The sequence below is a fragment of the Azospirillum sp. INR13 genome, from assembly GCF_015390205.1.
Classification (GTDB): Bacteria; Pseudomonadota; Alphaproteobacteria; order Azospirillales; family Azospirillaceae; genus Azospirillum.
The window spans coordinates 1-25,156 of record NZ_VUOI01000011.1; the positions used below are offsets into that span (position 1 = coordinate 1).

27 protein-coding genes are annotated in these 25,156 nt (G+C 66.8%); 6 read left to right on the plus strand and 21 right to left on the minus strand.

The features are described from left to right. The 17 genes from F1643_RS10660 to F1643_RS10740 all read right to left on the minus strand — a co-directional run. Nucleotides 1-973: acyl-CoA dehydrogenase family protein (locus F1643_RS10660; protein WP_206692434.1), on the minus strand; the 973-nt coding region annotated here is incomplete at its 3' end. 8 nt (nucleotides 974-981) lie between these two features. Beyond that, nucleotides 982-2,184, minus strand: a complete 1,203-nt coding sequence (locus tag F1643_RS10665) for an acetyl-CoA C-acyltransferase (RefSeq protein ID WP_194913087.1) — start codon at nucleotides 2,182-2,184, stop codon at nucleotides 982-984. A 12-nt stretch (nucleotides 2,185-2,196) separates the two neighbouring features. Then, the gene (locus F1643_RS10670) at nucleotides 2,197-2,655 is read right to left on the minus strand and encodes a MaoC family dehydratase (protein ID WP_194913089.1); all 459 of its coding nucleotides are present in this window, start codon (nucleotides 2,653-2,655) and stop codon (nucleotides 2,197-2,199) included. Between the two features lie 2 nt (nucleotides 2,656-2,657). Next, nucleotides 2,658-3,437: an SDR family oxidoreductase gene (locus F1643_RS10675; RefSeq protein WP_194913090.1), complete on the minus strand. Its 780-nt coding sequence runs from the start codon at nucleotides 3,435-3,437 to the stop codon at nucleotides 2,658-2,660. A gap of 50 nt (nucleotides 3,438-3,487) precedes the next feature. After that, nucleotides 3,488-4,630: an acyl-CoA dehydrogenase family protein gene (locus F1643_RS10680; protein WP_194913092.1), complete on the minus strand. Its 1,143-nt coding sequence runs from the start codon at nucleotides 4,628-4,630 to the stop codon at nucleotides 3,488-3,490. A gap of 10 nt (nucleotides 4,631-4,640) precedes the next feature. Further along, entirely contained in the window at nucleotides 4,641-5,555 is a 915-nt protein-coding gene (locus F1643_RS10685) for an SDR family oxidoreductase (RefSeq protein ID WP_206692435.1), read from the minus strand. Then, nucleotides 5,552-6,208 (minus strand): gamma carbonic anhydrase family protein, encoded by a 657-nt coding sequence (locus F1643_RS10690; protein ID WP_194913093.1) that lies wholly within the window; start codon nucleotides 6,206-6,208, stop codon nucleotides 5,552-5,554. The genes F1643_RS10685 and F1643_RS10690 overlap by 4 nt, the downstream gene beginning before the upstream one ends. A 4-nt stretch (nucleotides 6,209-6,212) precedes the next feature. Then, nucleotides 6,213-7,364 carry an acetyl-CoA C-acetyltransferase gene (locus tag F1643_RS10695; RefSeq protein ID WP_194913096.1) on the minus strand — a complete coding sequence of 384 codons (1,152 nt, stop codon included), beginning with the start codon at nucleotides 7,362-7,364 and terminating at the stop codon, nucleotides 6,213-6,215. Then, nucleotides 7,357-8,412, minus strand: coding sequence for an acyl-CoA dehydrogenase family protein (locus tag F1643_RS10700; protein WP_194913099.1), 1,056 nt, complete (start codon nucleotides 8,410-8,412; stop codon nucleotides 7,357-7,359). Before F1643_RS10700 ends, F1643_RS10695 begins: the two co-directional genes overlap by 8 nt. Before the next feature lie 11 nt (nucleotides 8,413-8,423). After that, nucleotides 8,424-9,584 (minus strand): acyl-CoA dehydrogenase, encoded by a 1,161-nt coding sequence (locus F1643_RS10705; RefSeq protein ID WP_194913100.1) that lies wholly within the window; start codon nucleotides 9,582-9,584, stop codon nucleotides 8,424-8,426. A 9-nt stretch (nucleotides 9,585-9,593) separates the two neighbouring features. Continuing rightward, nucleotides 9,594-10,346, minus strand: coding sequence for an enoyl-CoA hydratase family protein (locus F1643_RS10710; protein ID WP_194913102.1), 753 nt, complete (start codon nucleotides 10,344-10,346; stop codon nucleotides 9,594-9,596). Further along, the gene (locus F1643_RS10715; protein WP_194913103.1) at nucleotides 10,330-11,439 is read right to left on the minus strand and encodes a nitronate monooxygenase family protein; all 1,110 of its coding nucleotides are present in this window, start codon (nucleotides 11,437-11,439) and stop codon (nucleotides 10,330-10,332) included. The genes F1643_RS10710 and F1643_RS10715 overlap by 17 nt, the downstream gene beginning before the upstream one ends. 4 nt (nucleotides 11,440-11,443) lie before the next feature. Continuing rightward, nucleotides 11,444-12,340, minus strand: coding sequence for an enoyl-CoA hydratase (locus tag F1643_RS10720; protein WP_194913104.1), 897 nt, complete (start codon nucleotides 12,338-12,340; stop codon nucleotides 11,444-11,446). Beyond that, a complete protein-coding gene (locus F1643_RS10725) occupies nucleotides 12,273-13,145 on the minus strand; it encodes a CoA-transferase subunit beta (RefSeq protein ID WP_206692436.1) in 873 nt (290 codons plus the stop codon). Before F1643_RS10725 ends, F1643_RS10720 begins: the two co-directional genes overlap by 68 nt. 12 nt (nucleotides 13,146-13,157) lie before the next feature. Further along, nucleotides 13,158-14,033: a CoA transferase subunit A gene (locus F1643_RS10730; RefSeq protein WP_194913106.1), complete on the minus strand. Its 876-nt coding sequence runs from the start codon at nucleotides 14,031-14,033 to the stop codon at nucleotides 13,158-13,160. 4 nt (nucleotides 14,034-14,037) lie between these two features. Continuing rightward, entirely contained in the window at nucleotides 14,038-14,865 is an 828-nt protein-coding gene (locus tag F1643_RS10735; RefSeq protein ID WP_206692437.1) for a VOC family protein, read from the minus strand. A 256-nt stretch (nucleotides 14,866-15,121) separates the two neighbouring features. Next, on the minus strand, nucleotides 15,122-15,919 hold the full coding sequence (locus F1643_RS10740; protein ID WP_194913110.1) for an SDR family oxidoreductase: 798 nt from the start codon (nucleotides 15,917-15,919) through the stop codon (nucleotides 15,122-15,124). Between the two features lie 174 nt (nucleotides 15,920-16,093). Between F1643_RS10740 and F1643_RS24715 the strand changes: the two genes are divergently transcribed. The 6 genes from F1643_RS24715 to F1643_RS10770 all read left to right on the plus strand — a co-directional run bounded on the left by F1643_RS24715 (nucleotide 16,094) and on the right by F1643_RS10770 (nucleotide 21,152). Further along, complete coding sequence (locus tag F1643_RS24715; protein ID WP_206692438.1) at nucleotides 16,094-17,326, plus strand: acyl-CoA dehydrogenase family protein; 1,233 nt, start codon at nucleotides 16,094-16,096, stop codon at nucleotides 17,324-17,326. 118 nt (nucleotides 17,327-17,444) lie between these two features. Then, nucleotides 17,445-18,191, plus strand: a complete 747-nt coding sequence (locus F1643_RS10750) for an alpha/beta fold hydrolase (protein ID WP_206692439.1) — start codon at nucleotides 17,445-17,447, stop codon at nucleotides 18,189-18,191. Continuing rightward, nucleotides 18,188-18,958, plus strand: coding sequence for a fumarylacetoacetate hydrolase family protein (locus F1643_RS10755; RefSeq protein ID WP_194913115.1), 771 nt, complete (start codon nucleotides 18,188-18,190; stop codon nucleotides 18,956-18,958). Before F1643_RS10750 ends, F1643_RS10755 begins: the two co-directional genes overlap by 4 nt. 9 nt (nucleotides 18,959-18,967) lie before the next feature. Further along, nucleotides 18,968-19,783 carry a sugar phosphate isomerase/epimerase gene (locus F1643_RS10760; protein ID WP_194913116.1) on the plus strand — a complete coding sequence of 272 codons (816 nt, stop codon included), beginning with the start codon at nucleotides 18,968-18,970 and terminating at the stop codon, nucleotides 19,781-19,783. A gap of 443 nt (nucleotides 19,784-20,226) precedes the next feature. Next, nucleotides 20,227-20,661 (plus strand): Lrp/AsnC family transcriptional regulator, encoded by a 435-nt coding sequence (locus F1643_RS10765; protein WP_206692440.1) that lies wholly within the window; start codon nucleotides 20,227-20,229, stop codon nucleotides 20,659-20,661. After that, nucleotides 20,658-21,152, plus strand: coding sequence for an Lrp/AsnC family transcriptional regulator (locus F1643_RS10770; protein ID WP_194913119.1), 495 nt, complete (start codon nucleotides 20,658-20,660; stop codon nucleotides 21,150-21,152). The genes F1643_RS10765 and F1643_RS10770 overlap by 4 nt, the downstream gene beginning before the upstream one ends. A gap of 214 nt (nucleotides 21,153-21,366) precedes the next feature. Here F1643_RS10770 and F1643_RS10775 read toward each other — a convergent pair whose 3' ends face one another. The 4 genes from F1643_RS10775 to F1643_RS10790 form a co-directional block, all read right to left on the minus strand. Continuing rightward, the gene (locus F1643_RS10775; RefSeq protein WP_194913120.1) at nucleotides 21,367-23,010 is read right to left on the minus strand and encodes an electron transfer flavoprotein-ubiquinone oxidoreductase; all 1,644 of its coding nucleotides are present in this window, start codon (nucleotides 23,008-23,010) and stop codon (nucleotides 21,367-21,369) included. A 45-nt stretch (nucleotides 23,011-23,055) separates the two neighbouring features. Further along, entirely contained in the window at nucleotides 23,056-23,223 is a 168-nt protein-coding gene (locus F1643_RS10780) for a hypothetical protein (protein WP_194913122.1), read from the minus strand. Between the two features lie 19 nt (nucleotides 23,224-23,242). After that, nucleotides 23,243-24,121: a 3-hydroxybutyryl-CoA dehydrogenase gene (locus F1643_RS10785; protein ID WP_194913231.1), complete on the minus strand. Its 879-nt coding sequence runs from the start codon at nucleotides 24,119-24,121 to the stop codon at nucleotides 23,243-23,245. A 96-nt stretch (nucleotides 24,122-24,217) separates the two neighbouring features. Beyond that, nucleotides 24,218-25,153: an electron transfer flavoprotein subunit alpha/FixB family protein gene (locus tag F1643_RS10790; RefSeq protein WP_194913123.1), complete on the minus strand. Its 936-nt coding sequence runs from the start codon at nucleotides 25,151-25,153 to the stop codon at nucleotides 24,218-24,220. Nucleotides 25,154-25,156: the final 3 nt, after the last annotated feature.

A 25,156-nucleotide genomic window follows, 5' to 3' on the forward strand; every position in this document is an offset into this window, starting at 1 on the left:
CGGTGCCAGGTGGACCAGTAGAGCTTGTAGGTATAGGCCTCCGGCTCAGCTGGCCGGATTCGGCGTTCGCCAGCATGCGCAAGGCGTTGTAGCGCATGATCTTCAAACCGATGTGGGCCTGGGCGAGCCGCTGCCGGATCAGCGGGTCGGCGGCCTTGCCGTTCGCCTTGGCGGTGGCGATCAACTCGTCCAGCTCGGTACGGAAATGCATCTGCTGGGCCAGTGTGGACACGCCACGCTCGAACCCCAGCAAGCCCATCGCGACCTTCCAGCCCTGACCCTCCTCCCCACAAGGTCGCAAGCCTTGGCCCCGCCCCGTCGAAGAACACCTCGCTGAACTCGGACTCGCCGGTGATCTGCCGGATCGGCCGTACGGTGACGCCCGGCTGGTGCATATCCACCAGCAGGAACGACAGCCCCTTCGATCCGCCGATCCCACCTCGGTTCGGCACAGGACGAAGCACCAGTCGGCGATCGAGCCCATGGACGTCCAGATCTTCTGGCCGTCGATGAGGTAACGATCGCCGTCGCGCCGCGCCTTGGTGCGCACGTTGGAGAGGTCCGAGCCGGCATTGGGCTCGGAATAGCCCTGGCACCAGATGCTGCGGCCGCCGGCGATGTCCGGCAGGAAACGTTGCTTCTGCTCCTCGCTCCCGAAGGCCAGCAGGGTCGGACCCGCGAGTTCGATGCCGATATGGCCGATACGGGCCGGGGCGCCGGCGCGCGCGTACTCCTCGGCGAAGACGACCTGCTCGGCGATGGTGGCGTCACGCCCGCCGAAGGCTTGGGGCCAGCCGATGCAGCTCCAGCGCGCCGCACCGAGCCGCTCCTCCCATTCGCGGCGGCGCTCGATCGCATCCACATGGTTATGCAGACCGCGCAGATCCTTGAACGGGCCGGACAGTTGCTCTTCCAGCCAGGCGGCGGCCTCGGCGCGGAAGGATTCCAATTCGGGGGCGAAGGCCAGGGTCATGGCGAGCCTCAGTAGATTTCGAACAGCCCGGCGGCACCCATGCCACCGCCGATGCACATGGTGACGACTCCATACCGGGCTCCCCGCCGCCGGCCTTCCAACAGGAGGTGGGCGCTCATGCGGGCTCCGCTCATACCGAACGGGTGGCCGACGGCGATGGCACCGCCGTCCACGTTCAGCTTCTCATCGTCGATGCCGAGCCGGTCACGGCAGTAGAGCGCCTGCGATGCGAAGGCCTCGTTCAGCTCCCACAGATCGATGTCATCCGCTTTCAGCCCGTTGCGCTCCAGCAGCTTCGGCACGGCGAAGACCGGGCCGATCCCCATCTCCTCGGGTGCGCAGCCGGCGACGGCGATGCCGCGATAGGCGCCCAGCGGCGTCAAGCCCAGCCGGGCCGCCGTCTTCGCCTCCATGACCAGCACGGCCGCGGCGCCGTCCGACAGCTGCGAGGCGTTGCCCGCGGTGATGTGACGCCCTTCCTTCACAAGCGCGCCGTCCTTGTAGATGGGGGCGAGCTTGGCCAGTCCTTCCAAATTGGTGTCGGCACGCGCGCCCTCGTCGCGGGTCAGCGTCACCTCCTCGTAGGTGGTCTCGTTGGTCTCCTTGTTCAGCACGGCCTTGCGGGTGGTGAGCGGGGCCAGCTCGGCATCGAACCGGCCGGCGGCCTGGGCCGCGGCGGTGCGCAGGTGGCTGCGGACGCTGAACTGGTCCTGTGCTTCGCGCGAGATGCCGTAGCGCTCGGCCACCACCTCCGCCGTCTCGATCATCGGGATCCACATGTGCGGCATGTGATCGAGAACGGACTGCGAGCGCGCCCGGTAGGTGCTCTTGTGCTTGGTCTGGGTCAGGCTGATGTTCTCGACGCCGCCGGCCACCACCACGTCCATGCCATCGACGATGACCTGCTTGGCGGCCGTGGCGATCGCCATCAGGCCGGATCCGCACTGGCGGTCCAGACTCATGCCGGCGACGCTCTGCGGCAGGCCGGCGGAAGCCACGGTGAGGCGGCCGATGTTGTAGCTTTGGTTGCCCTGCTGCGAGGCGCAGCCGATGATCAGATCCTCGACCATGGCCGGGTCGATCCCGGCCCGGCGGACCGCTTCGGCGGTCACATGCCCGGACAGGGCGGCGGCATCGGTGTCGTTGTAGGCGCCGCGGTAGGCCTTGCCGATGGGGGTACGGGCGACGGAGACGATGACGGCTTCACGCATGGGAGCGGCCCTTCAAAGGAAATAGCGGGAAACGGTGTCGGCGACGCAGGCAGGCTTGCCATGCCCGTCGATCTCGACGGTCACGCGGACGGTCGACTGGACGGCCCCCCCCTTGACCTCCTCGACCTTGACGATCTCGCCGCGGCCGCGGATGCGGGCGCCCACCGGCACCGGGGCGACGAAGCGCAGGCGGTCCAGCCCGACATTGACGCCCGAGGAGAAGCTGCGGATCGTCAGGATCTGCGGCAGGAACAGGTTGACCAGGCTCAGCGTCAGATAGCCGTGCGCGATGGTCGTGCCGAAGGGGCCGTCCTTGGCACGGACCGGATCGACGTGGATCCATTGATCGTCGCCGGTGACGCGGGCGAAGGCATCAATGCGGTCCTGATCGATGGACAGCCAGTCGCTGGCGCCGAGGTCGGTGCCCTCCTTGCCCAGGAGATCGCGGGGAGTGTCGAAAACGACCGGCACCGTCAGGCCCTCTGGCTCGATACGGACAGGACCTCGCCCGTCATGTAGGACGACAGGTCCGAGGCCAGGAAGACCATCACGTTGGCGACTTCCCACACCTCGGCCGGGCGGCCGAACGCCTCCTGGGCGGCCAGACGCTCCAGCGCCTCCTGCGAGGTCACCTTGGCGAGGAACGGGTGCATGGCGATCGACGGCGCGACGGCGTTGATGCGCACGCCGTGTCGCGCCGCCTCGATTGCCGCGCAGCGGGTGAAGGCCATCACGCCGGCCTTGGCGGCGGCATAATGTGCCTGTCCCGCCTGGGCCCGCCACCCGAGGACGGAGGCGTTGTTGACGACGGCGCCCGTGCCCCGGGCGTACATGCCCGGCAGGAAGGCGCGGCACATGCGCAGGACGCTGGTCAGCGTGACGTCGATGACGCGCCCCCACTGCTCGTCCGTCATCTCGACCACCGACACCTCGCCGCCCAGGCCGGCGTTGTTGATCAGGACGTCGACGCCGCCGAAGCTGGCCTCGGCCGCGTCGCGCAGTGCCTGGACCTCGTTCTCCTTCGTCACGTCGCACACGAAGGTGGCGGGGCGCCGGCCGGTTTCGGCCTCCAGCCGGTCCGCCGCCTCGCCCAGGCGCCGCTCGTGGAAGTCGCTGATCAGCAGGCGGGCGCCTTCCTCAGCCGCGCGCTTGGCGACGGAAAAGCCGATGCCGGTGCCGGCGGCGGCGGTGATGACGACCGACTTGTCGCGCAGCAGGTCGCGGGCCGGCGGGTAGATGGGGGTCAGGCTCATGACGGTCTTTCCTTGCGTGGCGGTGGCCGGGGCCGATCAATCCAGGCCTTTCAACCCAGGCCGATCAGACGGGCAACCCGTTCACGGTGATGGGCGGCGTCGCCGAACCAGGTCGAGCTCGACCAGGCGCGCTTGAAATACAGGTGGGCGTGGTGCTCCCAGGTGAAGCCGATGCCGCCGTGCAGCTGGATCGCCTCGCCGGCGCACATCCGATAGGCGTCCGTGCACCAGCTGCGTGCGACGGATCCCGCTTCGAACACCGCCTCGCCGCCCTGGTCGATGGCAACCGCGGCGTAGAGCGCCGCCGAGCGGGCGGCCTCGACCGCCACCATCATGTCGGCCAACTCGTGCTTCACCGCCTGGAAGGAACCGATGAGACGGCCGAACTGCACGCGCTGCTGAGCGTATTCGACGGTGGTGGACAGGCAGAATGCCGCACCGCCGGCCTGTTCCGCCGCCAACAGGCCGGCCGCGACGGCCAGGGTGCGCTCCAGGGCCTGCCCGGCGGCATCCGGCGCGCCGAGGATCGCGTCCTCTTCCACCGTCACGTCGTGGAACAGCAGACGCGCGAAGGGGCGGGTGGGATCCAGGCCGGGCAGCCGCTCGACCGTGAGACCGGGAGTGCCCGCGGACAGCACGACGATGCTGATCGCCTCATCGCCCACCGAGCCGGGAGCGCGAGCGGCGACGAGGAGCAGGTCTGCCACATGGGCGAACGGCACGAAGCCGGCTTCCCCCGTCAGCCGCCAGCCGGCGCCGCTGCGCTTCAGCACCGCGGTGATGCCGTCGGGCGACGGCCGCCCGTCCGCACCGGTGATCGCCACCGTCGCCTTGCTCGAACCGTCGGCGAGGGCCGGCAGCAGGGCGTCCCGCTGCGCCAGGGTGCCGGCGTTCAGGATCGTCTGGACGGCAAGGACGGCGGTCTCGAAGAAGGGGATCACCGCCAGCCGGGCGCCGAGTTCCTCCAGCACCAGGGCCATCTCCACGGCGCCGAAACCGGTGCCGCCTTGCGCCTCCGGCACCATCAGGCCGGTATAGCCCATCTCCACGGCGAGTGCGTTCCAGAGCGCCGCGTCCCAGCCGTCAGGCGAGGCGATGGCCGCGCGGAGCTGTTCCAGCCCGGCCTCCTTGGCGAGGACCGCCCGCACGCTCTCCCGGATGGCTCGCTGGTCGTCGGTCAGGGCGAACTGCATGGCCAACTCCTCACGCCGCGCCATAGACCGGCTTGGCCGGTGCGCGGCCGTTCAGCAGGCGGCGGACCACCGGCCCCAGCTCGTCGGCCTTCCAGCGCGCCTTCTTGTCGATGTCCGGGCTGTCGGTCCAACCCTGCGACAGGAAGATGCGGCCGCCCTTCAGCTCGAAGACCTGCCCGGTGACATCGCTGGACTCGGCGCTGCACAGCCACGCGATCAGTGGCGCGGTGTTCTCCGGTGCATAGACGTCGAGGCCGTCCTCGACGCGGCTCATCTCCTCGGCGAAGACGCTCTCCGTCATGCGCGTGCGGGCGCTGGGAGCGAGCGCGTTGGCGGTGATGCCGTAGCGGGCCAGTTCGGCCGCCTGCACCAGGGTCAACGTGGCGATGCCGCCCTTCGCCGCCGAATAGGCACTCTGGCCGATGCTGCCCTGCAGGCCGGCACCGGAGGTCGTGTTGATGATCCGTGCATCGACCGGCCGGCCGGCCTTCTGCTGGTTGCGCCAATAATCGACCGCATGGCGGCTGGTGCAGAAATGGCCGCGCAGATGGACGCGGAGGACGGCGTCCCATTCGTCGGGCGTGCAGGACACGAACATGCGGTCGCGCACGAAACCGGCGTTGTTCACCACCGCATGCAGGTCGCCGAAGCTGTCCAGCGCGCATTGGACGATGCGCCTGCCCGCCTCCCAGTCGGTGACGTCGTCGGTGTTGGCGACCGCCTCGCCGCCGGCCGCGCGGATCTCGTCCACCACCTTCTCGGCGGCCCCCTTGGTGGTGCCGTCCTCGCCGTGCCGGCCGACGCCGAGGTCGTTCACCACCACCTTGGCGCCTTCGACGGCCAGACCCAACGCATAGGCACGGCCGAGACCATTGCCCGCACCGGTGACGACGACGACCCGCCCCTCGCAAATCCGCGACATCATTCTTCCCCGTTCTTTGAGGCGTCGGCCAAGCCGTAGCGCCGTTCCCGTTCCTGGGCCGTCTCGCCACGCAGGCGGACGGCGATGGCGTTGGCGCGAATGCGCGGGCGGTCCGGCTCGGCGGCCGGGATCGGCTGGCATTCGGCCAGATCGGTGAGAGACTCCCGCGCGAGGCGCTGGTACTCGCCCTCGCCGGTGTTGCGCCAAGTGATCTGTTCCGGCGCGAAGGCGCGCAGGACCCGCGCCGGATTGCCGGCGATCAGGCTCCGTGCCGGCAAGCGGGCGTCCGGCCGCACCAGCGACAGGGCCGCCACCAGGCACTCGTCGCCGACCTCGGCGTTGTCGAGGACGACGGCGTTGATGCCGATCAGCGTGTGGCGGCCGATCCGGCACCCGTGCAGGACCGCGCCGTGCCCCACCGTGGCGCCGAGGCCGACCACGCAGTCGTTCCCGGACGAGGTGTGGATCGTGCAGTTGTCCTGCACGCTGCTCGCCCCCTCGACCATGATGCGGCCGAAGTCGCCGCGCAGCGAGGCGCCGGGTCCGATGTAGCAACCGGGGCCGACGATCACGTCGCCGATCAGCGTCGCCATCGGGTGCAGGAAGCTGCTGGGATCGACGACCGGAACGATGCCCTGGTAGCGGTAGACCGGCATCGGATCACAGCCGTTCGATGATGGTGACGTTGGCCTGCCCGCCGCCCTCGCACATGGTCTGCAGCGCGTAGCGGCCCTGGCGCTTTTCCAACTCGTTCAGCATGGTGGTCATGATGCGGGCGCCGGTGGCGCCGAGCGGATGACCGAGCGCGATACCGCCGCCGTTGACGTTGACCCTGGCCGGGTCGAGGCCCAGCTCCTTGATCCAGGCGAGCACGACGCTGGCGAAGGCCTCGTTGCACTCGAACAGGTCGATGTCTTCCAGCCGCAGACCGGTTTTCTCCAGTGCGTGGCGGGTCGCGGGGATCGGCGCGGTGAGCATCCAAACCGGGTCGGCACCGCGCACCGTCATGTGATGGATGCGGGCGCGCGGCGTCAGCTTGTGCGTCTTCACCGCGCGTTCCGAGGCGATCAGCAGGGCGGCCGACGCGTCGGCGTTCTGGCTGGACACGCCGGCCGTGATGGTTCCGCCCTCGATCAGCGGCTTGAGGGTCGCCATCTTCTCGATGGAGGTGTCGCGGCGCGGCGTCTCATCGTCGGCAAAATCGCCGACCGGGGCGATTTCCGCTTTGAAACGGCCACTGTCGATGGCGGCCAGCGCCTTGCGGTGACTGTCGAAGGCGAAGGCCTCCATGTCGTCGCGCGAGATGCCCCACTTGTCGGCGATCATCTGGGCCGAGCGGAACTGCCCGACCTCCTGGTCGCCGTAACGCGCCCGCCAGCCGGGCGAGGTCGAGAAGGGATCGGGGATGCCGTACTGCTGGCCGACGATCATGGCGGCCGAAATCGGGATCATGTTCAGGTTCTGCACGCCGCCGGCGACCACCAGATCCTGCGTGCCGCTCATCACGCCCTGTGCCGCGAAATGTACCGCCTGCTGGGCTGAGCCGCATTGCCGGTCGACGGTGACGCCGGGAACATGGTCGGGCAGGCCGGCGACCAGCCAGCAGCTGCGCGCGATGTCGCCGGCCTGGCTGCCGATGGTCTCGGTGCAGCCGAACACCACGTCCTCCACCGCTCCCGGATCGATGCCGGTGCGCTCCATCAGCGCCTTGATCGCGTGGGCGCCCAGATCGGCGGAATGCAGGGTTGCGAGCGACCCCTTCTTGCGGCCGATCGGCGTGCGGACGGCGTCGATGATGTAGGCGTCAGGCATGGTCGGTCTCGTTCAGGAAGGTCTGGTCGGGGCCCAGCGGGTGGTTCAGGACGCGCTGTTCGACCCGCGCCGTGTGGAAGGCCGGGTCGCCCCAGGCGTAGGTCAGGGCCAGGGCACGCTTCAGGAAGAAATGGACATCGACCTCCCAGGAATAGCCCATGGCGCCGTGCACCTGGATGGCGGTGCGCGCGCCGAGGTCGGCGGCCTCGGCAGCCACCAGTTTGGCGTGGGAGACGACCGCGCGTGACCGGACATCGCGCGCGGCCAAGCGGGCGGCGGCCGAGTGAAGTACCGGCCGGGCGAACTCGATCTTCACCTGGACGTTGGCAAGCAGGTGCTTCACCGCCTGGGTGGAGCCGATGGGCTTTCCGAACTGCGTGCGCTCCTTGGCGTAGTCGACCGCGAGATCGACGCAGCGCTGGGCGATGCCGAGGCACTGCGCGGCGGCGAACAGGGCGCCGCGGTCAAGCGCGTCTGCCAGCAGCGGACCCGCCGTGGCAGCGGTGGCGAGACGGGTCGCCGGCGAAGGAGCCCACTCCACCGAGAAAAGACGACGGAACGGATCGATGCTCGGTTTGCGGATCAGGCGGACCGCGTCGCGCTCCACGAGGTGGATCGCGCCATCATGGACCAGCAGCAGGGCGGCGGCGGTGTCGGCATCGGCGACCAGCGGGTTGACCGGATGGCCGATGGCGACGGTGACCTCGCCCGCCATCGCCGCGGAGAGCAGCGCATGGCCGGGTGCGGCGGCGGCCAGCAGGGGCAGGGCGATGCCGGCATGCTCGACCAGCGGCTCCGGCAATGCGGAGTGGCCGGCCGCTTCGGCGACGATGGCGAAGTCGATCTCGGCCAGGCCAAGACCGTCCTGCTCCGCCGGCACCAGCACCGGCACCAGCCCGGTCTCCACGATGGCGGCCCAGCGGCCCTTGTCGTGGACCGTACCGGCGTCCATCAGGCTGCGCAGGGCCGGGGGTGGGCAGCGGTCGTCCATCAGCTTGCGGACGACCTCGGCCAGCATCTTCTGTTCGTCGGTGAAGGTGAAGTTCATCGGCCAGTCCCTCAGCGCGGCAGGCCGAGCATCCGCTCGGCGATGATGTTGCGCTGGATCTCGTTCGAGCCGGCATAGATCGGCCCGGCGAGCGAGAAGATGTAATCGTCCAGCCAGTCGCCGGTCGGATTCGGCTCGTCCGGGTCGGGCATCAGTTCGGCCCGCGCTCCGAGGATCGACAGGGCGACGCGGTTGAGCGCCACGTCCAGTTCCGACCAGAAGATCTTGTTGGTGCTGGTCTCCGGCCCGATGGGCTGCCCGGCCAGGATGCGGCTGGCGGTGGAGTAGATGGACAGCGCATAGGCCTCGGCGTCCATCCAGGCGCGGGCGACGGCGGCGCGGGTCGCCGTGTCGGCCGGGTTGCCCTGGCGGCGGTACAGCTCGGCCAGACGGGCGGCGGCCACCTGATAGCGGGCCGGGCTGCGCAGCATCAGGCCGCGCTCGAACCCGGCGGTCACCATGCAGATGTGCCAACCTTGGCCGTCGTCGCCCAGGCGCTGCGAAACCGGCACGCGGACGTCGTCGAGGAAGATCTCGGCAAAGCCGACCTTGCCGTCGATGCGGGCGATCGGCTTGACGGTGACACCGGGCGCGGTGAGCGGGAAAAGGATCAGCGTCAGCCCCTTGTGGCGCTGGCTGCCCGGCTCGGTGCGGAACAGGCCGAACGCCCAGTCGGCGAAGGCGGCGCGGGAGGACCAGGTCTTCAGCCCGTTCAGCACATAGTGGTCGCCGTCGCGGGTGGCGGTGGCGCGCACGCCGGCGAGGTCGCTGCCTGCCTGCGGCTCCGACCATGCCTGTGCCCAGATCTCGTCGCCGGACGCCATGGCCGGAAGGAAGCGCGCTTTCTGCTCCGGCGTGCCGAACTCCATCAGGGTCGGGCCCAGCAGGAAGATGCCGTTCTGGTTGACACGGCCGGGTGCGCCGGAGCGGTAATACTCCTCCTCGAAGATCAGCCACTGGATCAGGTCGACGCCGCGGCCGCCATACTCCTGCGGCCAGGTGACCATGCCCCAGCGGCCTTCGGCCAGGGTGCGCTCCCAGGCGCGGTGCGCCTCGAACCCCTCGCGCGTGGCATCGAAGGACGGCAGCGGCTTGTCGGGCACATGGCGCGCGAGCCAGTCGCGGATCTCGGCGCGGAACGCCCGCTGTTCGGGGGTGTAGGTCAGGTTCACCGCTGGCTCCTAGAACTGCGCCGCTTGGCCTTTGTTGTGGACGAAGGCGTCGCGCGCCTTCTGGCTGTCCTCGTGCATGTACATCTCGAGGGTGAAGCCCTGTTCGAAGCGGTAGCCGTGGCAGGGATCGGTCGCCTCCAGCCCGTTCAGCGCCTGTTTGGCCAAGGTCAAAGCCGTGCGGCTCTTGGCGGCGATGACGGCACAGAAGCTGCGGGCCTCGTCGAGGAGCTGATCGCGCGGCACCACCTTCTCGACCGCGCCCAGGCAGTGGGCTTCCTCGACCGTCACGCGCCCGCCGGTGAAGAAGGCGGCACGGACCTTGTGGAGGGGCAGCATGCGCGACATGAAGGCGGCGCCGCCCATGGCGCCGCGGTCGATTTCCGGCAGCGAGAAGAAGGCGCCCTCGGCACCGATCAGCACGTCCGATGCTCCGGCGATGTTGACGCCGCCGCCGATGACGAAGCCGTGCAGGGCCGAGACCACCGGAACCGGGCAGTCGCGGATCGCCTTGAACGTCAGGTAGTTGTCCCGGTTCAGCTTGACGATGCGCTCGGGATGGGCCTGCATCTCCTTGATGTCGACACCGCCGCAGAAGCCCTTGCCCTTGGCATGGATCAGCACGCAACGCACGGACAAGTCGGCGCCGGCTTGCTCGACCAGGCGCGGGATCAGCTCCCAGCCGGTGGTGTCGAACGCGTTGACCGGCGGCCAATCGAAGACGATCTCCGCGACGCGGTCATGGATTTCAAGCGTGATCGGCATGGAGCGTCCTTGTGGCGGGAAGGGTGTCGGGATCGGCCAAGGCGGCCAGACGCTGGCGGGCTTCGGCGACGATGCCCTCGACGAGGTCGCGGCAGGTCGGGATCTCCGTGATCCGGCCGCCGACGATGCCGGTCGCCATCACCCCCTCGTCGGGTTTGCCTTCGACCACCGCCTTCTGGATCAGCATGGGGGCGCTGGCGGCCATCAACGCCTGCTGCAGCGTCAGCCCGCCATGTCCGGTCATGCCGCGCACGGAGCGGATCAGGTCGGCCCAGCCGGCGCCGGTCTGCCGCTTCATGGCGAGGCCGCTCTCCACCGCACGCAGCCACATGCCGATACGGCCGGAGCGCTCGATGCGGTCCATCAGGGGTGTCCGCACCATGCGCTGCGGCAAGCCGTCCAGCTTGGTGGTGAGCAGGATGGACTCGGTGGTCGCCTTCAGGTAGCGCTCCTTGCTGGCCATCGGCACCGGGCTCTCGGCGGTCAGCAGGAAGCGGGTGCCCATGGCGATGCCGACCGCGCCGTAGGCGAGGGCAGCGGCGAGGCCGCGGCCGTCGGCGAAGCCGCCGGAGGCGATGACGGGGATCTTCACCGCATCCAGCACCTGCGGCAGCAGGACGGTGGTGGGAACCGAACCGGTGTGGCCGCCACCCTCGCCGCCCTGGACGTTGACCATGTCGACGCCGAGCTCCGCCATCTTCTGTGCGTGCTTGACCGCGCCGACCGTCGGCACGCACAGGATGCCGGCGTTGCGGAAGCGGGCGATCATCTTGGCATCCGGCCCGCGTCCGAAGCTCACCGCGCGGATCTGGTCCCGGTTGGCGATGATGATGTCGACGATCTCCGCCGCGCCCGGCTGGAACATGTGGAAGTTGACGCCGAACGGCTTCGTGGTCAGTCGGCGGACGACGGCGATCTTCGTCCGCGTCTCCTCCGGGGTCATCACCGCCGCACCCAGGAAGCCGAAGGCTCCGGCTTCGCAGGAGGCGGCGACCAGCGGCGGCTCGGCGACCCAGCCCATGGCGGTCTGGATGATCGGATAGCGGCATCCGAGCCGATCGACCATGATCGTGTGCAGCGGGTCGCGGGCCATCCGATCAACCCTCCTTCGCCTGGGCCTTGTTCGCCGACGCCATCGACTTGGCGTCGAGGCCGCCCAGGCTGTTGCTCGAGGTCAGGTCGCTTTGGGCGTGGGCAAAGTGGTGCATGTGGAACACCGCGTCCATCGCCGTGCGCTTGCCGCGCAAATCCTCGACATGGTTGAGGGCCTGCTTGGTCAGCCAGCTGCCGAGGCGGGGGCGGGAGGCCAGCTCGGTGGCGACGGCGCGCACCTCCTCCTCCAGCCGGTCGCGCGGCACCAGACGGTTGACCATGCCGAAATCATAGGCTCGCTTGGCCGGCATGCGCTCGCCCAGAAGGATGAACTCCTTGGCGATGCGCGGCGGCAGCTCGAAGCCGTGCGCGAAATACTCGACGCCGGGGATGCCCATGCGGCCGACCGGGTCCTGGAAGAACGCATCCTCGGACGCGATGATCAGATCGCAGACCCAGGCCAGCATGAGCCCGCCGGCCACGCAGGCCCCCTGCACCATGGCGATGGTCGGCTTGGGCACGTCGCGCCAACGGCGGCACATGCCCAGATAGACCTCCTGCTCGCGGGTGTAGAGCAGCTCCGCCGCCGGCTTGTTCACATGGTCCGGGTAAAGCAGTTTGCGGTCGAACGAGCTGTGCAGGTCGCGGCCCGGCGTGCCGATGTCGTGGCCGGCGGAGAAATGCTTGCCCTCGCCTTTCAGCACGATGACCCGGATGCTGTCGTCATCGACGGCACGCCGGAAGGCGGCGTCGAGTGCGTAGGTCATCTGCGAGTTCTGGGCGTTGTTGTATTTGGGGCGATCCATGATCACCCAGGCGATCGGCCCCTCGGTCTCATAGCGGACCGGGGTGTCGGTCTCGTAGGTGGGCTGGACGGTCTTGGGTTCGACGAGGTCGTTCATGGCCAGCCTCATGCAGCCCGGCGATCGCCGGGGGATTGTCCTTGAACACGGTCTTGCGCACGCCGTTGGGATCGAGCCGGGCGATCAGCTCCAGCTGCCCGGCGGTCGGCGCCGGCGTGGTGGGGATGTGATCGGGACGGACCAGCGGGAAGCCGGTGTTGTCTTGCACCTGCTCGAAGGTCACGCCGGGGTGCAGGCTCACGACGCGGACAGCGTGATCCGGCGCACCGAAGTCCAGGACCGCCAGTTCGGTCACGATGATGCGCAGGTCGAGCCCCGCCGGCGGCTTGCCGTTCAGGTAGCGGGCCGGGTTGTAGCCGGCGCTGCACACGAAGTCGACTTCGCCCGGGACGAAAGCGCGGGTGGTGTGGGACGCGAAGAAGAAGCTGTTGGGGTGATGGACCGAGTTGCCCGGGAAACCGCGCGCTCCCAGCATCGCCGATTTTGGTTTGGCGTGGTCGCCGATGACGCTGATGTTGGTCTGGCCGAAACGGTCGATCTGCACCGGCGCCACCATGGCGTGGCGCTTGCCGCCCCACAGCGTGGAAAACACACGGTCGTAGGGCGACCAGCCCTCGATCTCCGGCTCCCGGTGGCTGCGCGGGCCCGGCGGCACCGGCTCGGAGGTGTAGAAGCACTCTCCGTCGGTGGTCTGCAGGGCGGGGTTGAAGGTGGTCTTGGCCAATGCGGTGCCGAGGCGCGGCAGCGGTCCGATGCCGGTGGCCATCACTTCGCCGTCGTGGCGCCAGGCCTCCGCGGCGGCAACGATCACGAGTTCGGCCAGGGAATAGTTGGGCGTGGTCATGCTTCGCCTCGCTCAGTAGACGGGCTTGGGCAGCGCGGCGATGCGGTCGAGACCGCCCACGGCTTCCAGGTAATGCTCGGGCGGCAGCTCGACGAAGGAGGCCCGGTAGGCGGCCCAGGCCTCGGCGGACGAGGCGCTGTCGACATAGGCCTTGAGGTGCTTCAGATCGAGCTGGTAGTCGGGGTCGGCGCTGGTCGGATGGGCTCCGAAGGGCGCCTCGGCCACGCCGGTGATCAGGCTGCGTTCGCACAGGTTGAACCGGGCGTTCGCGCGCATGTCCAGTTCGGCCGTGGGGACGACCTTCTCCGCGCTCACATAGACTTTGTCGGCGGCGCGGGCCATCAGCTCGTCGAACAGCGGGTCCGGGCTGAGCGTCAGGACGTTGCCGCGCTGGTCGGACCGGTGCACGTGCAGCAGCGCCGCGTCGAGTTTCAGCGCCGGCACGGCGATCAGCTCCTCGCCGTCCTCGTAGGGGCTGCGCACGGTGCGGAAGACCGGCTGGCGGATGATGTCGGTGCCGGCGCCGATGCGGGTGGGCAGGAACGGCACGCGCATGGCCGCGGCCCGCAGGCCGAGGTGGAACATGCCCTCGTCGAGTTCCAGCACTTCCAGACCGGCCTGCCGGGCGGCGCGGAAATGCGGGTCCAGCGGGTAATGGTCCAGCGAGACGAAGGAAAACACCAGCTTGCGGATCCGCTTCTCAGCGGCCAGCAGGCCGATATCGGGTCCGCCGTAGCTGACCACGGTCAGATCCTTGAGACCGCTGCGCAGGATCGCGCGCACCAGCGCCATCGGCTTGCGGCGGGTTGCCCAGCCGCCGATCCCCACGGTCATGCCGTCGGCGAGCTGGGCGACGACGTCATCGATGGTCATGCGTTTGTCGAGCATGGGGTCAGCCCTCGCTTTCCGGACGGGCCCAGGCGTGGCCCCAATCGCTGACCGGCAGGCTCGTCGTCACAATCCAGGATTTCGGGTCGATCTGCAGGCCATGGCAGCCGTATTCGATGTCGAAACCGCTCGGCGAGCGCATGTAGAAGGACAGCATCTTGTCGTTCACGTGCCGGCCCAGGGTGCTGGAGATGCGGACATTGTTCTTCTGAGCGCGCTCCAGGGCGCGTCCGACGTCGTCGATGGTGGCGACCTCGACCATCATATGGACCAGCCGCGACTCGTTCGGCGGAAGCTGACCCAGCGCCAGGCTGTGGTGACGGATGTTCTCGGCGTGCAGGAACGCGAAGCCGACGCCGGGATCGTCGTCGCCGCCGGCCAGGTAGAAGCGGCCGAGGTCCGTATCCCCGAACCCCAGCACATCCTTGTAGAAGGCATGGACCTCGTCGAAGTTCAGGGCGGCCAGCACGACATGCCCAAGACCCATTTCGCCGGACGGACCGGTCACGAATTGGCTGACGCCGGCCGGCGATTGGAACGGCACATAGTCGAGAAAACGACCGTAGAAGATCTCCAGCTCATAGCCGGTGGGATCGGACGACCGCGCCAGTCCTGCAACCTGTCGAGCCTTGGCTTCGGCCGCGCCGGCCACTTCGACCGGACGCCCGGCGGCTTTCAGGCGCTCGATGGCGGCGCGGAAAGCCTCTTCGTTGGCGAACTCCCAGCCGGGCTGCACGAAGGCATCGCGGTCGCCGCGCTGCACCCAGAAGCGGAACGGACGGTCGTCCATGCGGAACAGGAGCACATCGTCGCGTGGCGAGGGCGCCGGCATCAATCCGAGGATCCCGGTGGCGAAGCGCGACCAAGCGTCCAGATCCCGGGTCTCTATCACAACGTATCCGAGTGACTTCACTCTCATCAGGCGCGCTCCTTCCCCACTTGGCCACCTCCCGCTCCGCCATCTGCGCGAATCCGGGATCAGGAGGTCTGCGTTCTACGGTTATGCGCTTTTAATATCCATATTTACAGCGCAAAGCTACAATAAACTTCGCCATTAACCGTTATTCGCGTTACCGATGCCCCACCCGTCAACGCGGCTCGCGGGCATGGGCCTTTACGATCTCCAGAAACAGGGGGCGTTCACCGCCGCCATCCACGGCCAGCTGCGCGCCACTCACATAGGCGGCGAGGGGAGAGGCGAGGTAAAGCGCGGCCGCGGCCACGTCACGGCCGCGGCCCATGCGATTGAGGGGCAGGGATGCGGCGATGGCGTCGCGCGCAGCAGCGGTGCCGTAGGTTTCCTCGGGATTCTCCGTCTCGATCAGTCCGACGACGATGGCGTTCACGCGGATTCGTGGGCCCCATTCCTGTGCCAGGCTCTGCGTCAACCCGAGCAGGCCGGCCTTGGCGGCGCCGTAGATGGCCGTTCCCGGCGAAGGTCGTATGCCCGAAACGCTGGCGATGTTGATGATGCTGCCGCCCTCCTCCTGTGCCGCCATTACGCGGTGCGCTGCCTGGGACACATGCAGGGGGGCCAACAGGTTCAGTTTCAGGATCGCTTCTGAGAAGCGCGGCGAGGCGGTCGCCGCGTCGGCCTGTGGCGAGCCGCCGGCATTGTTGACGACGATGTCCAGGCGGCCATGGCGCTCGGCTACGGAGTCGACGAGGGCGCGGGCCTGGTCCGCGTCGCGGAGGTCGCAGGCATGGAAGCTGGCAACCCGGCCATCGGCACTGGGAAGGGCTTCCGGTTCGAGGCGGCCGCAGACGGCGACCTCGCAACCGGCCTGCAGGAAGGCCTCGGCGATGGCGCGGCCAATGCCGCGCGTTCCCCCGGTAACGATTGCAACGCGGCCGGGCAGGGGGATCAGGGATAGCGGGTCGGACAAGGGGAGCTCCTGGCGATGATGGGTATGTTGCAACGTCGGAATCGGCAGCAAATGTGCATTTCAATGAATAAGTCTTGCAAAATTGCTATTTTGCGTAAATGATCGTACCACATCCTACGAAGGATGCCACGACTCTCGAAGAGCATGCGTCCCACCAATCAAGGAATCCCGACCGTGGCTACGAAAAGCGCGCTTCATCCCAGTCCCTCGTCCGAACGTGTGGCACCGTTGGTGGAGGTCACGCCCGAAGAGTTGATCGCGCGCGCGCGAGCCATGATCCCGACACTGCGGGCGCGGGCGGCGCGGGCCGTCGCGGAGCGCTGTGTTCCGGCGGAGACCATCGCCGAGATGCAGGAGGCCGGGTTCTTCCGTATCCTTCAGCCACGACGCTGGGGCGGCTACGAAATGCACCCGAACGTCTTCTTCGAGGTGCAGAAGGCGGTGGCGAACGGCTGCATGTCGTCAGGCTGGGTTCTGGGCGTGGTCGGCGGCCATCCCTACGAACTGGCACTGTTTCCGGATCAGGCCCAGCGCGATGTCTGGGGCGAGGACCAGAGCATCCTCGTCTCCTCCTCCTACCAGCCGGTGGGCAAGGTGGAGCGGGCCGAGGGCGGCTATTATCTGAGTGGCCACTGGGGCTTCTCGAGCGGCTGCGACCACTGCCAGTGGGTGCTGCTCGGGGCGGTCATTCCGCCGGAGAAGGAGGGCGATGCGCCCGATATGCGCACGTTCCTGGTGCCGCGCACGGACTATGAGATTGTCGACGGCTGGACCGTGTTCGGTCTTCAGGGCACCGGCAGCCAGGACATTGTGGTAAAGCGCGCATTCGTTCCGGAGCACCGGACGCACAAGTCATCCGATGGCTTCCTGTGCGCCAATCCCGGTCAGGTCGAGAATTCCGCCCCGCTATTCCGCCTTCCTTGGGCGCAGCTGTTCCTGCGTCTGGTCTCCACCGCCGCATTCGGCGGCACGCGCACCGCGATCGAAGCGGCCATCGGCATCATGAAGGAGCGGGTGTCCACCAACACCGGCAAGGTGTCCAAGGCGGATCCGCTGCTGCTCAACGCCATCGCGCGCGCCTACGCGCAGCTTGACGAGATGGAGGCGGTGCTCCGGCGGAATATGGACGACATGCTCATCCGTGCCGAAGCTGGCGAAGAGGTGCCGATGGAGAAGCGCACGCTCTACCGCTACCAATCGGCCAGCGTGGTGCGCCGCTGCGCCGCCTTGGTGGACGACCTGCTGCCAATGCTCGGCGGCCGGGCGATTTACATGTCGAGCTCCATCATTCAGCCCTGGCTCGACCTCATGGCCGCACGGGCACATGTCGCCAACGATCCGAACAACTTCGGCCCGGACCTGACGAACGGACTGCTGGGCGACGAGCCGGCATTCAAGTTCCTCTGAGTGTGGCGGACAGAAGGACCGCAATCAAATGGTCATGGCTGCGCTTAGGACGGCCCGGCACCGCCTCCGGTCCGGATATGAGATTTGCATCAACGAGGCGGGTGACGGCCCGGCTGTCGTGTTCATCCACGGCAGCGGCCCGGGTGCCAGCGGCGCCTCCAATTTCCGCCTGAACATCGACGCGTTCGTTGCGGCGGGGTACCGGGTGCTCTTGCCCGACCTGATCGGCTACGGCGCCTCATCGAAGCCGGAGGGCATCGACTACACACTCGCCCTGTTCACCGACACGCTCCACGAGGCGCTGCTCGCCCATGGCGTGGGCAAGGCGACATTGGTGGGCAACTCCCTGGGGGGAGGCATCGCGATCCAGATGGCGCTGGACCATCCGGCCTTCGTCGACCGGCTGATCCTCATGTCACCAGGCTGCATTGAGGAGCGTGAGGTCTATTTCGCGATGCCGGGAATCGCGAAGATGGTCAGCGACTTCGGTGGTCCCGACTTCACCATCGGGGACCAGCGCCGCCTCGTGACCAACCTCGTCTACGATCCGGTGCATGTCACGGACGAACTCGTGGCCGAGCGCTTCGCGGTAGCCCGCACCCAGCCCAAGGACGTGCTGGCGCGCATGCGCACGCCGAACTTGGCGCCGCGCCTGGGTGAACTGAACATGCCGATCCTGGGTTTCTGGGGCCTGCAGGACCAGTTCCTTCCGGAGAGCGGTGCCAAGCGCTTCCTGGAGGCCTGTCCGGACGCCCGCTTCCTGACCTTCAACAAGGTCGGGCATTGGGTGCAGGTCGAACGCGCGGAGGAGTTCAACCGCTACTCCGTCGATTTCCTCAAAACCACCGAAGGCACGCGCCGATGATACCCCACAGCGATGAACTCTACCGCGCCCTGCGCGGCCGTTTCACCGTTCCGCCCTTGTCCGAGCGCAATGCCACGCTGACCATCGACGACGCCTACGCCATTTCCCTGTCGGTGGTGGCGCGTCGCCAGGAGGACGGCGAGCGGATCGTCGGCAAGAAGATCGGCGTCACCTCCAAGGCGGTGCAGGATATGCTGGGGGTGCACCAGCCGGACTTTGGTTTCCTCACCGACCGCATGTGGATCCACGACGGTATCATCGACATCGATGCGAGCAACCTCATCCAACCCCGTGCCGAGGCGGAGATCGCCTTCATCCTGAAGGCGCCTCTCCGCGGGCCGGGCATCACCGCGGCCGACGTGCTGACGGCGACGGAGGCCATCGCGCCCTGCTTCGAGATCGTCGACAGCCGGATTCACGATTGGAAGATCGGCATCGTCGACACGGTGGCCGATAACGCGTCCTGTGGCGTCTTCGCGCTCGGCGAGGCACGCGCCGATCCGCGTGACTATGATCTGGCGATGCTGAAGGTAACGGTCCAGAAGAACGATGCCCCGCTGTCGGAGGGTTACGGTTCCGCCGTGCAGGGATCTCCGCTGGAAGCGGTGGCGTGGCTCGCCAACACGCTCGGGGCCTACGGCGTCACGCTGAATGCCGGTGATGTCATCCTGTCGGGCAGCCTTGTCCCCCTCGCGCCGGCGGAGCGCGGCGATCGGTTCGAGATGGACCTGCAGGGGATCGGGACCTGCACCATCCGCTTCGTCTGACCCGCCGCCATGCGCCTTGCGCTCGACCATTTGACGGCCGTCGATACGCTGCCGACGGACCTCGCCGACATCGCGGCGGCGACCGGGTGCGGGGGGATCTGCCTGTTCCTGCAGTCCATGTCCGTCCTGCCCCGGATGCCGCCTTTCGATCTGGTCACCGACACCGCGGCACGCCGGGCGTTGCGCGCAAGATGCCGTGACCTCGGTCTCACCGTCGATCTCGCCTATCCATTCACGCTCGGCGCGCGGTCCGCCCCTGGCGATTTCCAGCCGGCACTGGAGGTCGCGGCCGAGCTCGGCGCTGCAAGTGTAAATGCGCTGCTCTATGACCGGGATCCAGTTCGCCGCCTGGACACCTTCGCAGGCTTCTGCGAACGGGCCAGCGCGGTAGGGCTGAAGGTTTCCGTAGAGTTCTACCCGCCATCCCAAGTGAAGACGCTGCGGGAGGCGAGTGCGCTCATCGAGGCTGCCGCCCGGCCGGGAACGGCCGGCATCACCCTCGACCTTCTGCACCTCGTGCGATCCGGCGGTTCGATCGCGGATGTCGCAGCCGTACCTCCGGACCGGATCTTCATCGCACAGATCTGCGACGGTCCCGCCATGGCCGATCCGGAGCGGCTGGTCACCGAGGCAGCGGAGCAGAGGATGCTGCCGGGAGACGGCGCCTTCGATGTCAGCGGCTTTCTGCGGGCTCTGCCGGCAACCGCAGGGCTCAGTGTCGAGGTTCCGCAGGAGGACCGGCTCCGACAGGGTCTCGCGCCTTTGGACCGGGCCGCAGCAGCCGTCGCTGCCACACAGGCGGCTATTGAGGGTGCAGGGCGGTGATCCCACCCTCATCGGACACGGAACTGGACATCCGCCCGAGATGCTCGCCCGGCGGCCCTGCCTCCACCACTCGTTGATCATCGGTGTGGCGACGCTCAGGCAATCACGTCGGCCATGGCTGATGGCATCGGTCCGCATCCACATCTGACCCAAGGCGCATTCCGCACTCCACGCCTGAGATAGAAATCCGCTACCGCCCGCGACTGCGGATTTGCTCTATTCTCTACCCGCGATGTGGGCATGGCCGGCGTCCCATCGAGATTCCGGCTATCGGCTCGACCGGTGGGTTCGGGCATTGCCGTGCCCCAGATCAATGAAAACGGTCGCGTGGCCTGGGTAACATTGCTACATTGCGTAGCGATAGGCATCGTTGGCAATCACTCGCAAGGTTTTCCATGCAGATTAGAAAAGGGCGCCGGGCGGCCGGGGCCGGACTTGACGCGGTGGACGAGGCCATCATCGATATCCTTCGATCGAACGGGCGGGCGACCAACCAGGAAATTGCCGATCGCTTGTCCATCACTGCCGGCACGGTTTCCGCTCGCCTCAATCGGCTGGAAGAAAGCAAGGCGATGAAGGTTGTCGCCGTCGCCGATTTCGCCGCCCACGGTTACAATATGCTGATCGCCACCGGTGTGAAGGTGCTTGGACGGCCAGTGGCCGAGGTGGCGCGGGAATTGGCGGCTTTGCCGGAAGTGTTCAGCCTGCACATCATGAACGGAAACTATGATATCGAAATGCTGGTCATTCTCCACGAATTCCAGGAAATCAATACATTTCTGCTCGATCATGTCGCCAAAATTCCAGGTATTAGTGAAATAAATCCGGGTATCGCAGCGAACATCGTCAAATTTGAATTCAATGTGGCGCCGCTATGACCGGGCACAAACTTGACGAACTGGACCACCGTATCGTCGAGGCGCTGAGCCGTGACGGTCGCTCCTCAAACCGTCAGATCGCCGCTGAACTGAGTGTCACGGAAGGAACAATCCGTACCCGAATCAAGCGCCTGCAGAACGAAGGCCTGATCCAGTTCACCGTCGTCACCAGCTTTCGTATGGCGGGGTCGCCCAATCTGGTGATGATGGGCATCCATGCCGAGCCTAGCTGCGTCCCGGATCTTGCGACCGAGCTGTCTTCGATTCCGTCGATCGGCTGCGTCATGGTGTTGCTCGGCCGCTATAACCTGATGGCTATGGGGCTGTTCACCAGCCTCGAACAGGTGCACGAACTGGTCAGCACGCGGATCAAGACCCTGCCGGGGGTCCGCGAAGTAGAGGTGTCCGTTTCGATCCACAGCCTGAAGTATGACGCGCGTATGGCGCGGATCGTTCCCCGGCAGAGCGTTATCCCGACCGTGGAGGACTGACACTATCAAATGAGCAATGGCTGTCTTGCTCTTGACGCCGGATCAACTGGTGGATTGAAGCGGACACCATAAGCGAATGAACTCCTTATGCAGGTGGCGGGTCACGCACGGACCCGCCACGATGCCGTCCAGTTCGGCAAACAGGGGCGTCGTTCCTTGACGGATGCAGTCGTGAATGGGCGTCGTGTGCGTGCACCTCTCCATTCTCTCGTTGCTATAGGCCCGCATAGTTGGGGCCGCCGCCTCCTTCCGGGACCACCCAGTTGATGTTCTGAGTCGGGTCCTTGATGTCGCAGGTCTTGCAGTGCACGCAGTTCTGCGCGTTGATCTGCAGGCGCGGGCTGGCGCCGTCGGCGTCGCGCACGATCTCGTACACGCCGGCCGGGCAATAACGCTGCTCCGGTGCATCGTACAGCGCCAGATTGACGCTGATCGGAACCGACTTGTCCGTCAGCGTGAGATGCGCCGGTTGGTCTTCCTCATGATTGGTGTTCGACAGGTATACCGAGGAGAGCCGGTCGAAGGTCAGCTTGCCGTCCGGCTTCGGATACTCGATCTTCGGCGCCTCGCCAGCCTTCTTCAGCGTGGTGTGGTCAGGGCGCTTGTGGTGCAGTGTCCATGGCGACTTGCCTTTGGTCGCCGTCTCATACACCGCGTTTGCCAGACCCGCCCACAGCCCTTTCTGAAAGCCCGGACGGATGTTGCGCACGGCATGCAACTCCGACCACAGCCAGGAGTTCTTCATTCTCTCCGGATATCCGGTAACCTCGGGTCTGTTGTCGCCACCGGTCAAGTGGTCGAACACCGCCTCGGCTGCCACCATGCCGGACTTCATGGCGGTGTGGTTGCCCTTGATTTTCGGAACGTTCAAGAATCCCGCGGTGTCGCCCACCAGCAGGCCGCCGGGGAAGGTCAGCTTCGGAATCGACTGGAAACCACCCTCCGACAGCGCGCGGGCGCCGTAGGCAATGCGCCGGCCGCCTTCGAAGGTCGGACGGATCACCGGGTGCGTCTTGTAGCGCTGGAACTCCTCAAACGGGCTCAGATGCGGGTTCTTGTAGTCAAGCCCGATGACAAAGCCCACCGATACCAGGTTGTCGTTCAGGTGGTAAAGGAAAGAGCCGCCATATGTCTTCGGGTCCAGCGGCCAGCCCAGGGTGTGTTCGATCCGGCCGGGGTTCGATTTGGCTGGATCGATCTCCCACAGTTCCTTGATGCCGATGCCGTAGGTCTGCGGATCGACGCCGTCGTGCAGGTTGAAGCGCGCCATCAGCGCTTTTGTGAGTGATCCGCGGCAGCCCTCGGCGAATATTGTCTGGCGCGCATGCAGCTCGACGCCCGGTGTGTAGTTGCCGGTCGGCTCACCGTTCTTGCCGATGCCCATGTCGCCGGTGGCGACACCCTTCACCGCACCGGTGCCGTCATAGAGCACTTCGGCGCCTGCGAAGCCGGCGTAGATCTCCACTCCCAGTTCCTCGGCCTGCTGACCAAGCCAGCGGCCCAGGTTGCCCAGGCTGATGATATAGTTGCCGCGGTTATGCATCTGCGGTGGGGTGGGCAGGCGAACCGCTTTTGTCGGCGTCAGGAAGAGGAAGCGGTCATCCTTCGCCGGCGTGTTCAGCGGCGCGCCCTTGACGCGCCAGTCGGGAATCAACTCATCCAGGGCGTGCGGCTCGAACACGGCGCCGGAAAGCAGATGCGCGCCAACTTCCGAACCTTTCTCGATGACGCAGACCGAGAGCTCCTTGCCCGTTTCCGCTGCCAACTGCTTCAGACGGATGGCGGCGGACAGACCGGACGGCCCAGCACCCACGACGAGAATGTCGTATTCCATCACCTCGCGCGGATCGCGCTCCATATCTATCGACCTCCTATGCGCAGGGCGCGCAAGATGCGGATGTTGCTAGTCCGCCAAAGCGGCGTGCGGCGCGATGGTGTGCGCAGATTGCTCATGAAAAGCGTCACCGGCACGCGCGTTTTGCTCCGCTGAAATGGCGCCGAGGTCATGCAGGCTGAAAACGGCTGCAGGATTGATGTCGCTGAACGCCAGGCAATCTTCAAACGTGATCATCGTTTTGTATCCGTTTCTCTTAGCGTGACGGTATCGGAGGATTGTGTGTGTAGTCGTAAAAGCCGCGACCGGCCTTGCGGCCGATCCATCCGGCTTCGACATGCTTCACCAGCAGCGGGCAGGGGCGGTACTTTGGATCGGCCAGCCCTTCATAGAGCACCTGCATGATGCCGAGGCAGGAGTCCAAGCCGATGAAGTCTGCCAGCTCCAGCGGACCCATCGGGTGCCTGGCTCCAAGCTTCATGGCGATATCGATGTCTTTGGCGCTGCCGACGCCCTCATAAAGGGTATAGACGGCCTCGTTGATCATCGGCAGCAGGATGCGGTGGACGATGAAGGCTGGGAAGTCCTCGGCGACGGCAGCGGTCTTCCCGATCCTTGTGGTCAGGTCGGCGATGGCGGCAAACGTCTCCTCATCAGTCGCGATTCCTCGGATCAACTCGACCAATGGCATCACCGGCACCGGGTTCATGAAGTGCATGCCCATGAACTTTGACGGTCGGTCGGTGGAGGCGGCCAGATGGGTGACCGAAATCGAGGAGGTGTTGGTAACGATGAGTGCCTCAGCCTTCAGGTGCTGAGCCAGAGTCCTGAAGATCCGGCGCTTGACCTGCTCATTCTCAGTGACGGCCTCGATAACTAGATCAGCATCGACGAACACCGATAGGTCGCTGCTGGTCGAGATGCGGGCCAAGGCCGCGGCTTTATCGGCTGCGTACAGTAGTCCCTTGCGGATTGAGCGATCCAGGTTTTCAGTGATGACGGTTATGGCTTCGGCAAGTGCGTCCTCGCTGATGTCGCACAGAACGACGTTGAGGCCGGATTGGGCGCACGCGTACGCGATGCCGCTGCCCATCTGACCGGCACCGACAATGCCAACCGTCCTGATCGTGACCATGCCGACGTCCTTGATAAAGAAGCCGGGCACGCGCGCCCGGCTCAAGTGTCGCGCTCGGACAGGGAGGAGCCTGAGCGCGAGGAAACGCGGAAAATTTCAAAGAGCTTCGGTCAGCTCCGGCACGGCCTTGAAGAGGTCCGCGACGAGGCCGTAATCGGCGACCTGGAAGATGGGCGCTTCCTCATCCTTGTTGATCGCGACGATCACCTTGCTGTCCTTCATGCCGGCGAGGTGCTGGATCGCACCGGAGATGCCGACGGCGATGTACAGCTCGGGCGCCACGATCTTGCCGGTTTGTCCGACCTGATAATCGTTCGGCACGAAACCCGCGTCCACGGCGGCGCGGCTGGCGCCCACCGCGGCACCCAGCTTGTCGGCGAGAGCCTCCAGCATCGGGAAATTCTCGCCCGACTGCATGCCGCGGCCGCCCGACACCACCACGCGGGCGGCGGTCAGCTCCGGACGCTCCGATTTGGTCAGTTCGGCCGAGACGAAGCTCGACAGGCCGGCGGCGCCGGCGCTCGACACCGCCTCGACCGAGGCCGAACCGCCTTCGGATGCTGCGGTCTCGAAGGCGGTGGTGCGGACGGTGATGACCTTCACCGAATCGGCCGACTGCACGGTGGCGATCGCGTTGCCGGCGTAGATCGGCCGCTCGAACGTGTCGGCGGAGACCACCGCGGTGATGTCGGAGATGGCGGCGACGTCCAGCAGGGCGGCGACACGCGGCAGGAGGTTCTTGCCGACCGAGGTGGCGCCGGCCAGGACATGGCCGTAACCGCTCTTGGCGGTGGCGACCACCAGCGGTGCGACATCTTCCGGCAGCTGGTGCTCGTAAGCGGCATCGTCGGCCAGCAGCACCTTGGCGACACCGGCCACCTTGGATGCTGCCTCGGCGGCGCCTTGCGCGCCCTTGCCGGCAACCAGGACATGGACGTCTCCACCGATCTTGGCGGCGGCGGTGACGGCGTTCAGGGTGGCGGGCTTCAGCGACGCGTTGTCGTGTTCCGCGATGACGAGACTGTTGGCCATGGT

Excerpts from the sequence above, each read along its gene's own strand:
- F1643_RS10735 (WP_206692437.1), bottom strand. The coding sequence starts at position 14,865 with ATGCCGGCGCCCTCGCCACGCGACGATGTGCTCCTGTTCCGCATGGAC.
- F1643_RS10690 (WP_194913093.1), bottom strand. The coding sequence starts at position 6,208 with ATGCCGGTCTACCGCTACCAGGGCATCGTTCCGGTCGTCGATCCCAGC.
- F1643_RS10725 (WP_206692436.1), bottom strand. The coding sequence starts at position 13,145 with ATGACCACGCCCAACTATTCCCTGGCCGAACTCGTGATCGTTGCCGCC.
- F1643_RS10685 (WP_206692435.1), bottom strand. The coding sequence starts at position 5,555 with ATGATGTCGCGGATTTGCGAGGGGCGGGTCGTCGTCGTCACCGGTGCG.
- F1643_RS10770 (WP_194913119.1), top strand. The coding sequence starts at position 20,658 with ATGACCGGGCACAAACTTGACGAACTGGACCACCGTATCGTCGAGGCG.
- F1643_RS10720 (WP_194913104.1), bottom strand. The coding sequence starts at position 12,340 with ATGAACGACCTCGTCGAACCCAAGACCGTCCAGCCCACCTACGAGACC.
- F1643_RS10785 (WP_194913231.1), bottom strand. The coding sequence starts at position 24,121 with ATGGTCACGATCAGGACGGTTGGCATTGTCGGTGCCGGTCAGATGGGC.
- F1643_RS10710 (WP_194913102.1), bottom strand. The coding sequence starts at position 10,346 with ATGCCGATCACGCTTGAAATCCATGACCGCGTCGCGGAGATCGTCTTC.
- F1643_RS10790 (WP_194913123.1), bottom strand. The coding sequence starts at position 25,153 with ATGGCCAACAGTCTCGTCATCGCGGAACACGACAACGCGTCGCTGAAG.
- F1643_RS10775 (WP_194913120.1), bottom strand. The coding sequence starts at position 23,010 with ATGGAGCGCGATCCGCGCGAGGTGATGGAATACGACATTCTCGTCGTG.
- F1643_RS10695 (WP_194913096.1), bottom strand. The coding sequence starts at position 7,364 with ATGCCTGACGCCTACATCATCGACGCCGTCCGCACGCCGATCGGCCGC.
- F1643_RS10675 (WP_194913090.1), bottom strand. The coding sequence starts at position 3,437 with ATGAGCCTGACCCCCATCTACCCGCCGGCCCGCGACCTGCTGCGCGAC.
- F1643_RS10665 (WP_194913087.1), bottom strand. The coding sequence starts at position 2,184 with ATGCGTGAAGCCGTCATCGTCTCCGTCGCCCGTACCCCCATCGGCAAG.
- F1643_RS10760 (WP_194913116.1), top strand. The coding sequence starts at position 18,968 with ATGCGCCTTGCGCTCGACCATTTGACGGCCGTCGATACGCTGCCGACG.
- F1643_RS10730 (WP_194913106.1), bottom strand. The coding sequence starts at position 14,033 with ATGCTCGACAAACGCATGACCATCGATGACGTCGTCGCCCAGCTCGCC.
- F1643_RS10755 (WP_194913115.1), top strand. The coding sequence starts at position 18,188 with ATGATACCCCACAGCGATGAACTCTACCGCGCCCTGCGCGGCCGTTTC.
- F1643_RS10780 (WP_194913122.1), bottom strand. The coding sequence starts at position 23,223 with ATGATCACGTTTGAAGATTGCCTGGCGTTCAGCGACATCAATCCTGCA.
- F1643_RS10680 (WP_194913092.1), bottom strand. The coding sequence starts at position 4,630 with ATGCAGTTCGCCCTGACCGACGACCAGCGAGCCATCCGGGAGAGCGTG.
- F1643_RS10715 (WP_194913103.1), bottom strand. The coding sequence starts at position 11,439 with ATGGCCCGCGACCCGCTGCACACGATCATGGTCGATCGGCTCGGATGC.
- F1643_RS10700 (WP_194913099.1), bottom strand. The coding sequence starts at position 8,412 with ATGAACTTCACCTTCACCGACGAACAGAAGATGCTGGCCGAGGTCGTC.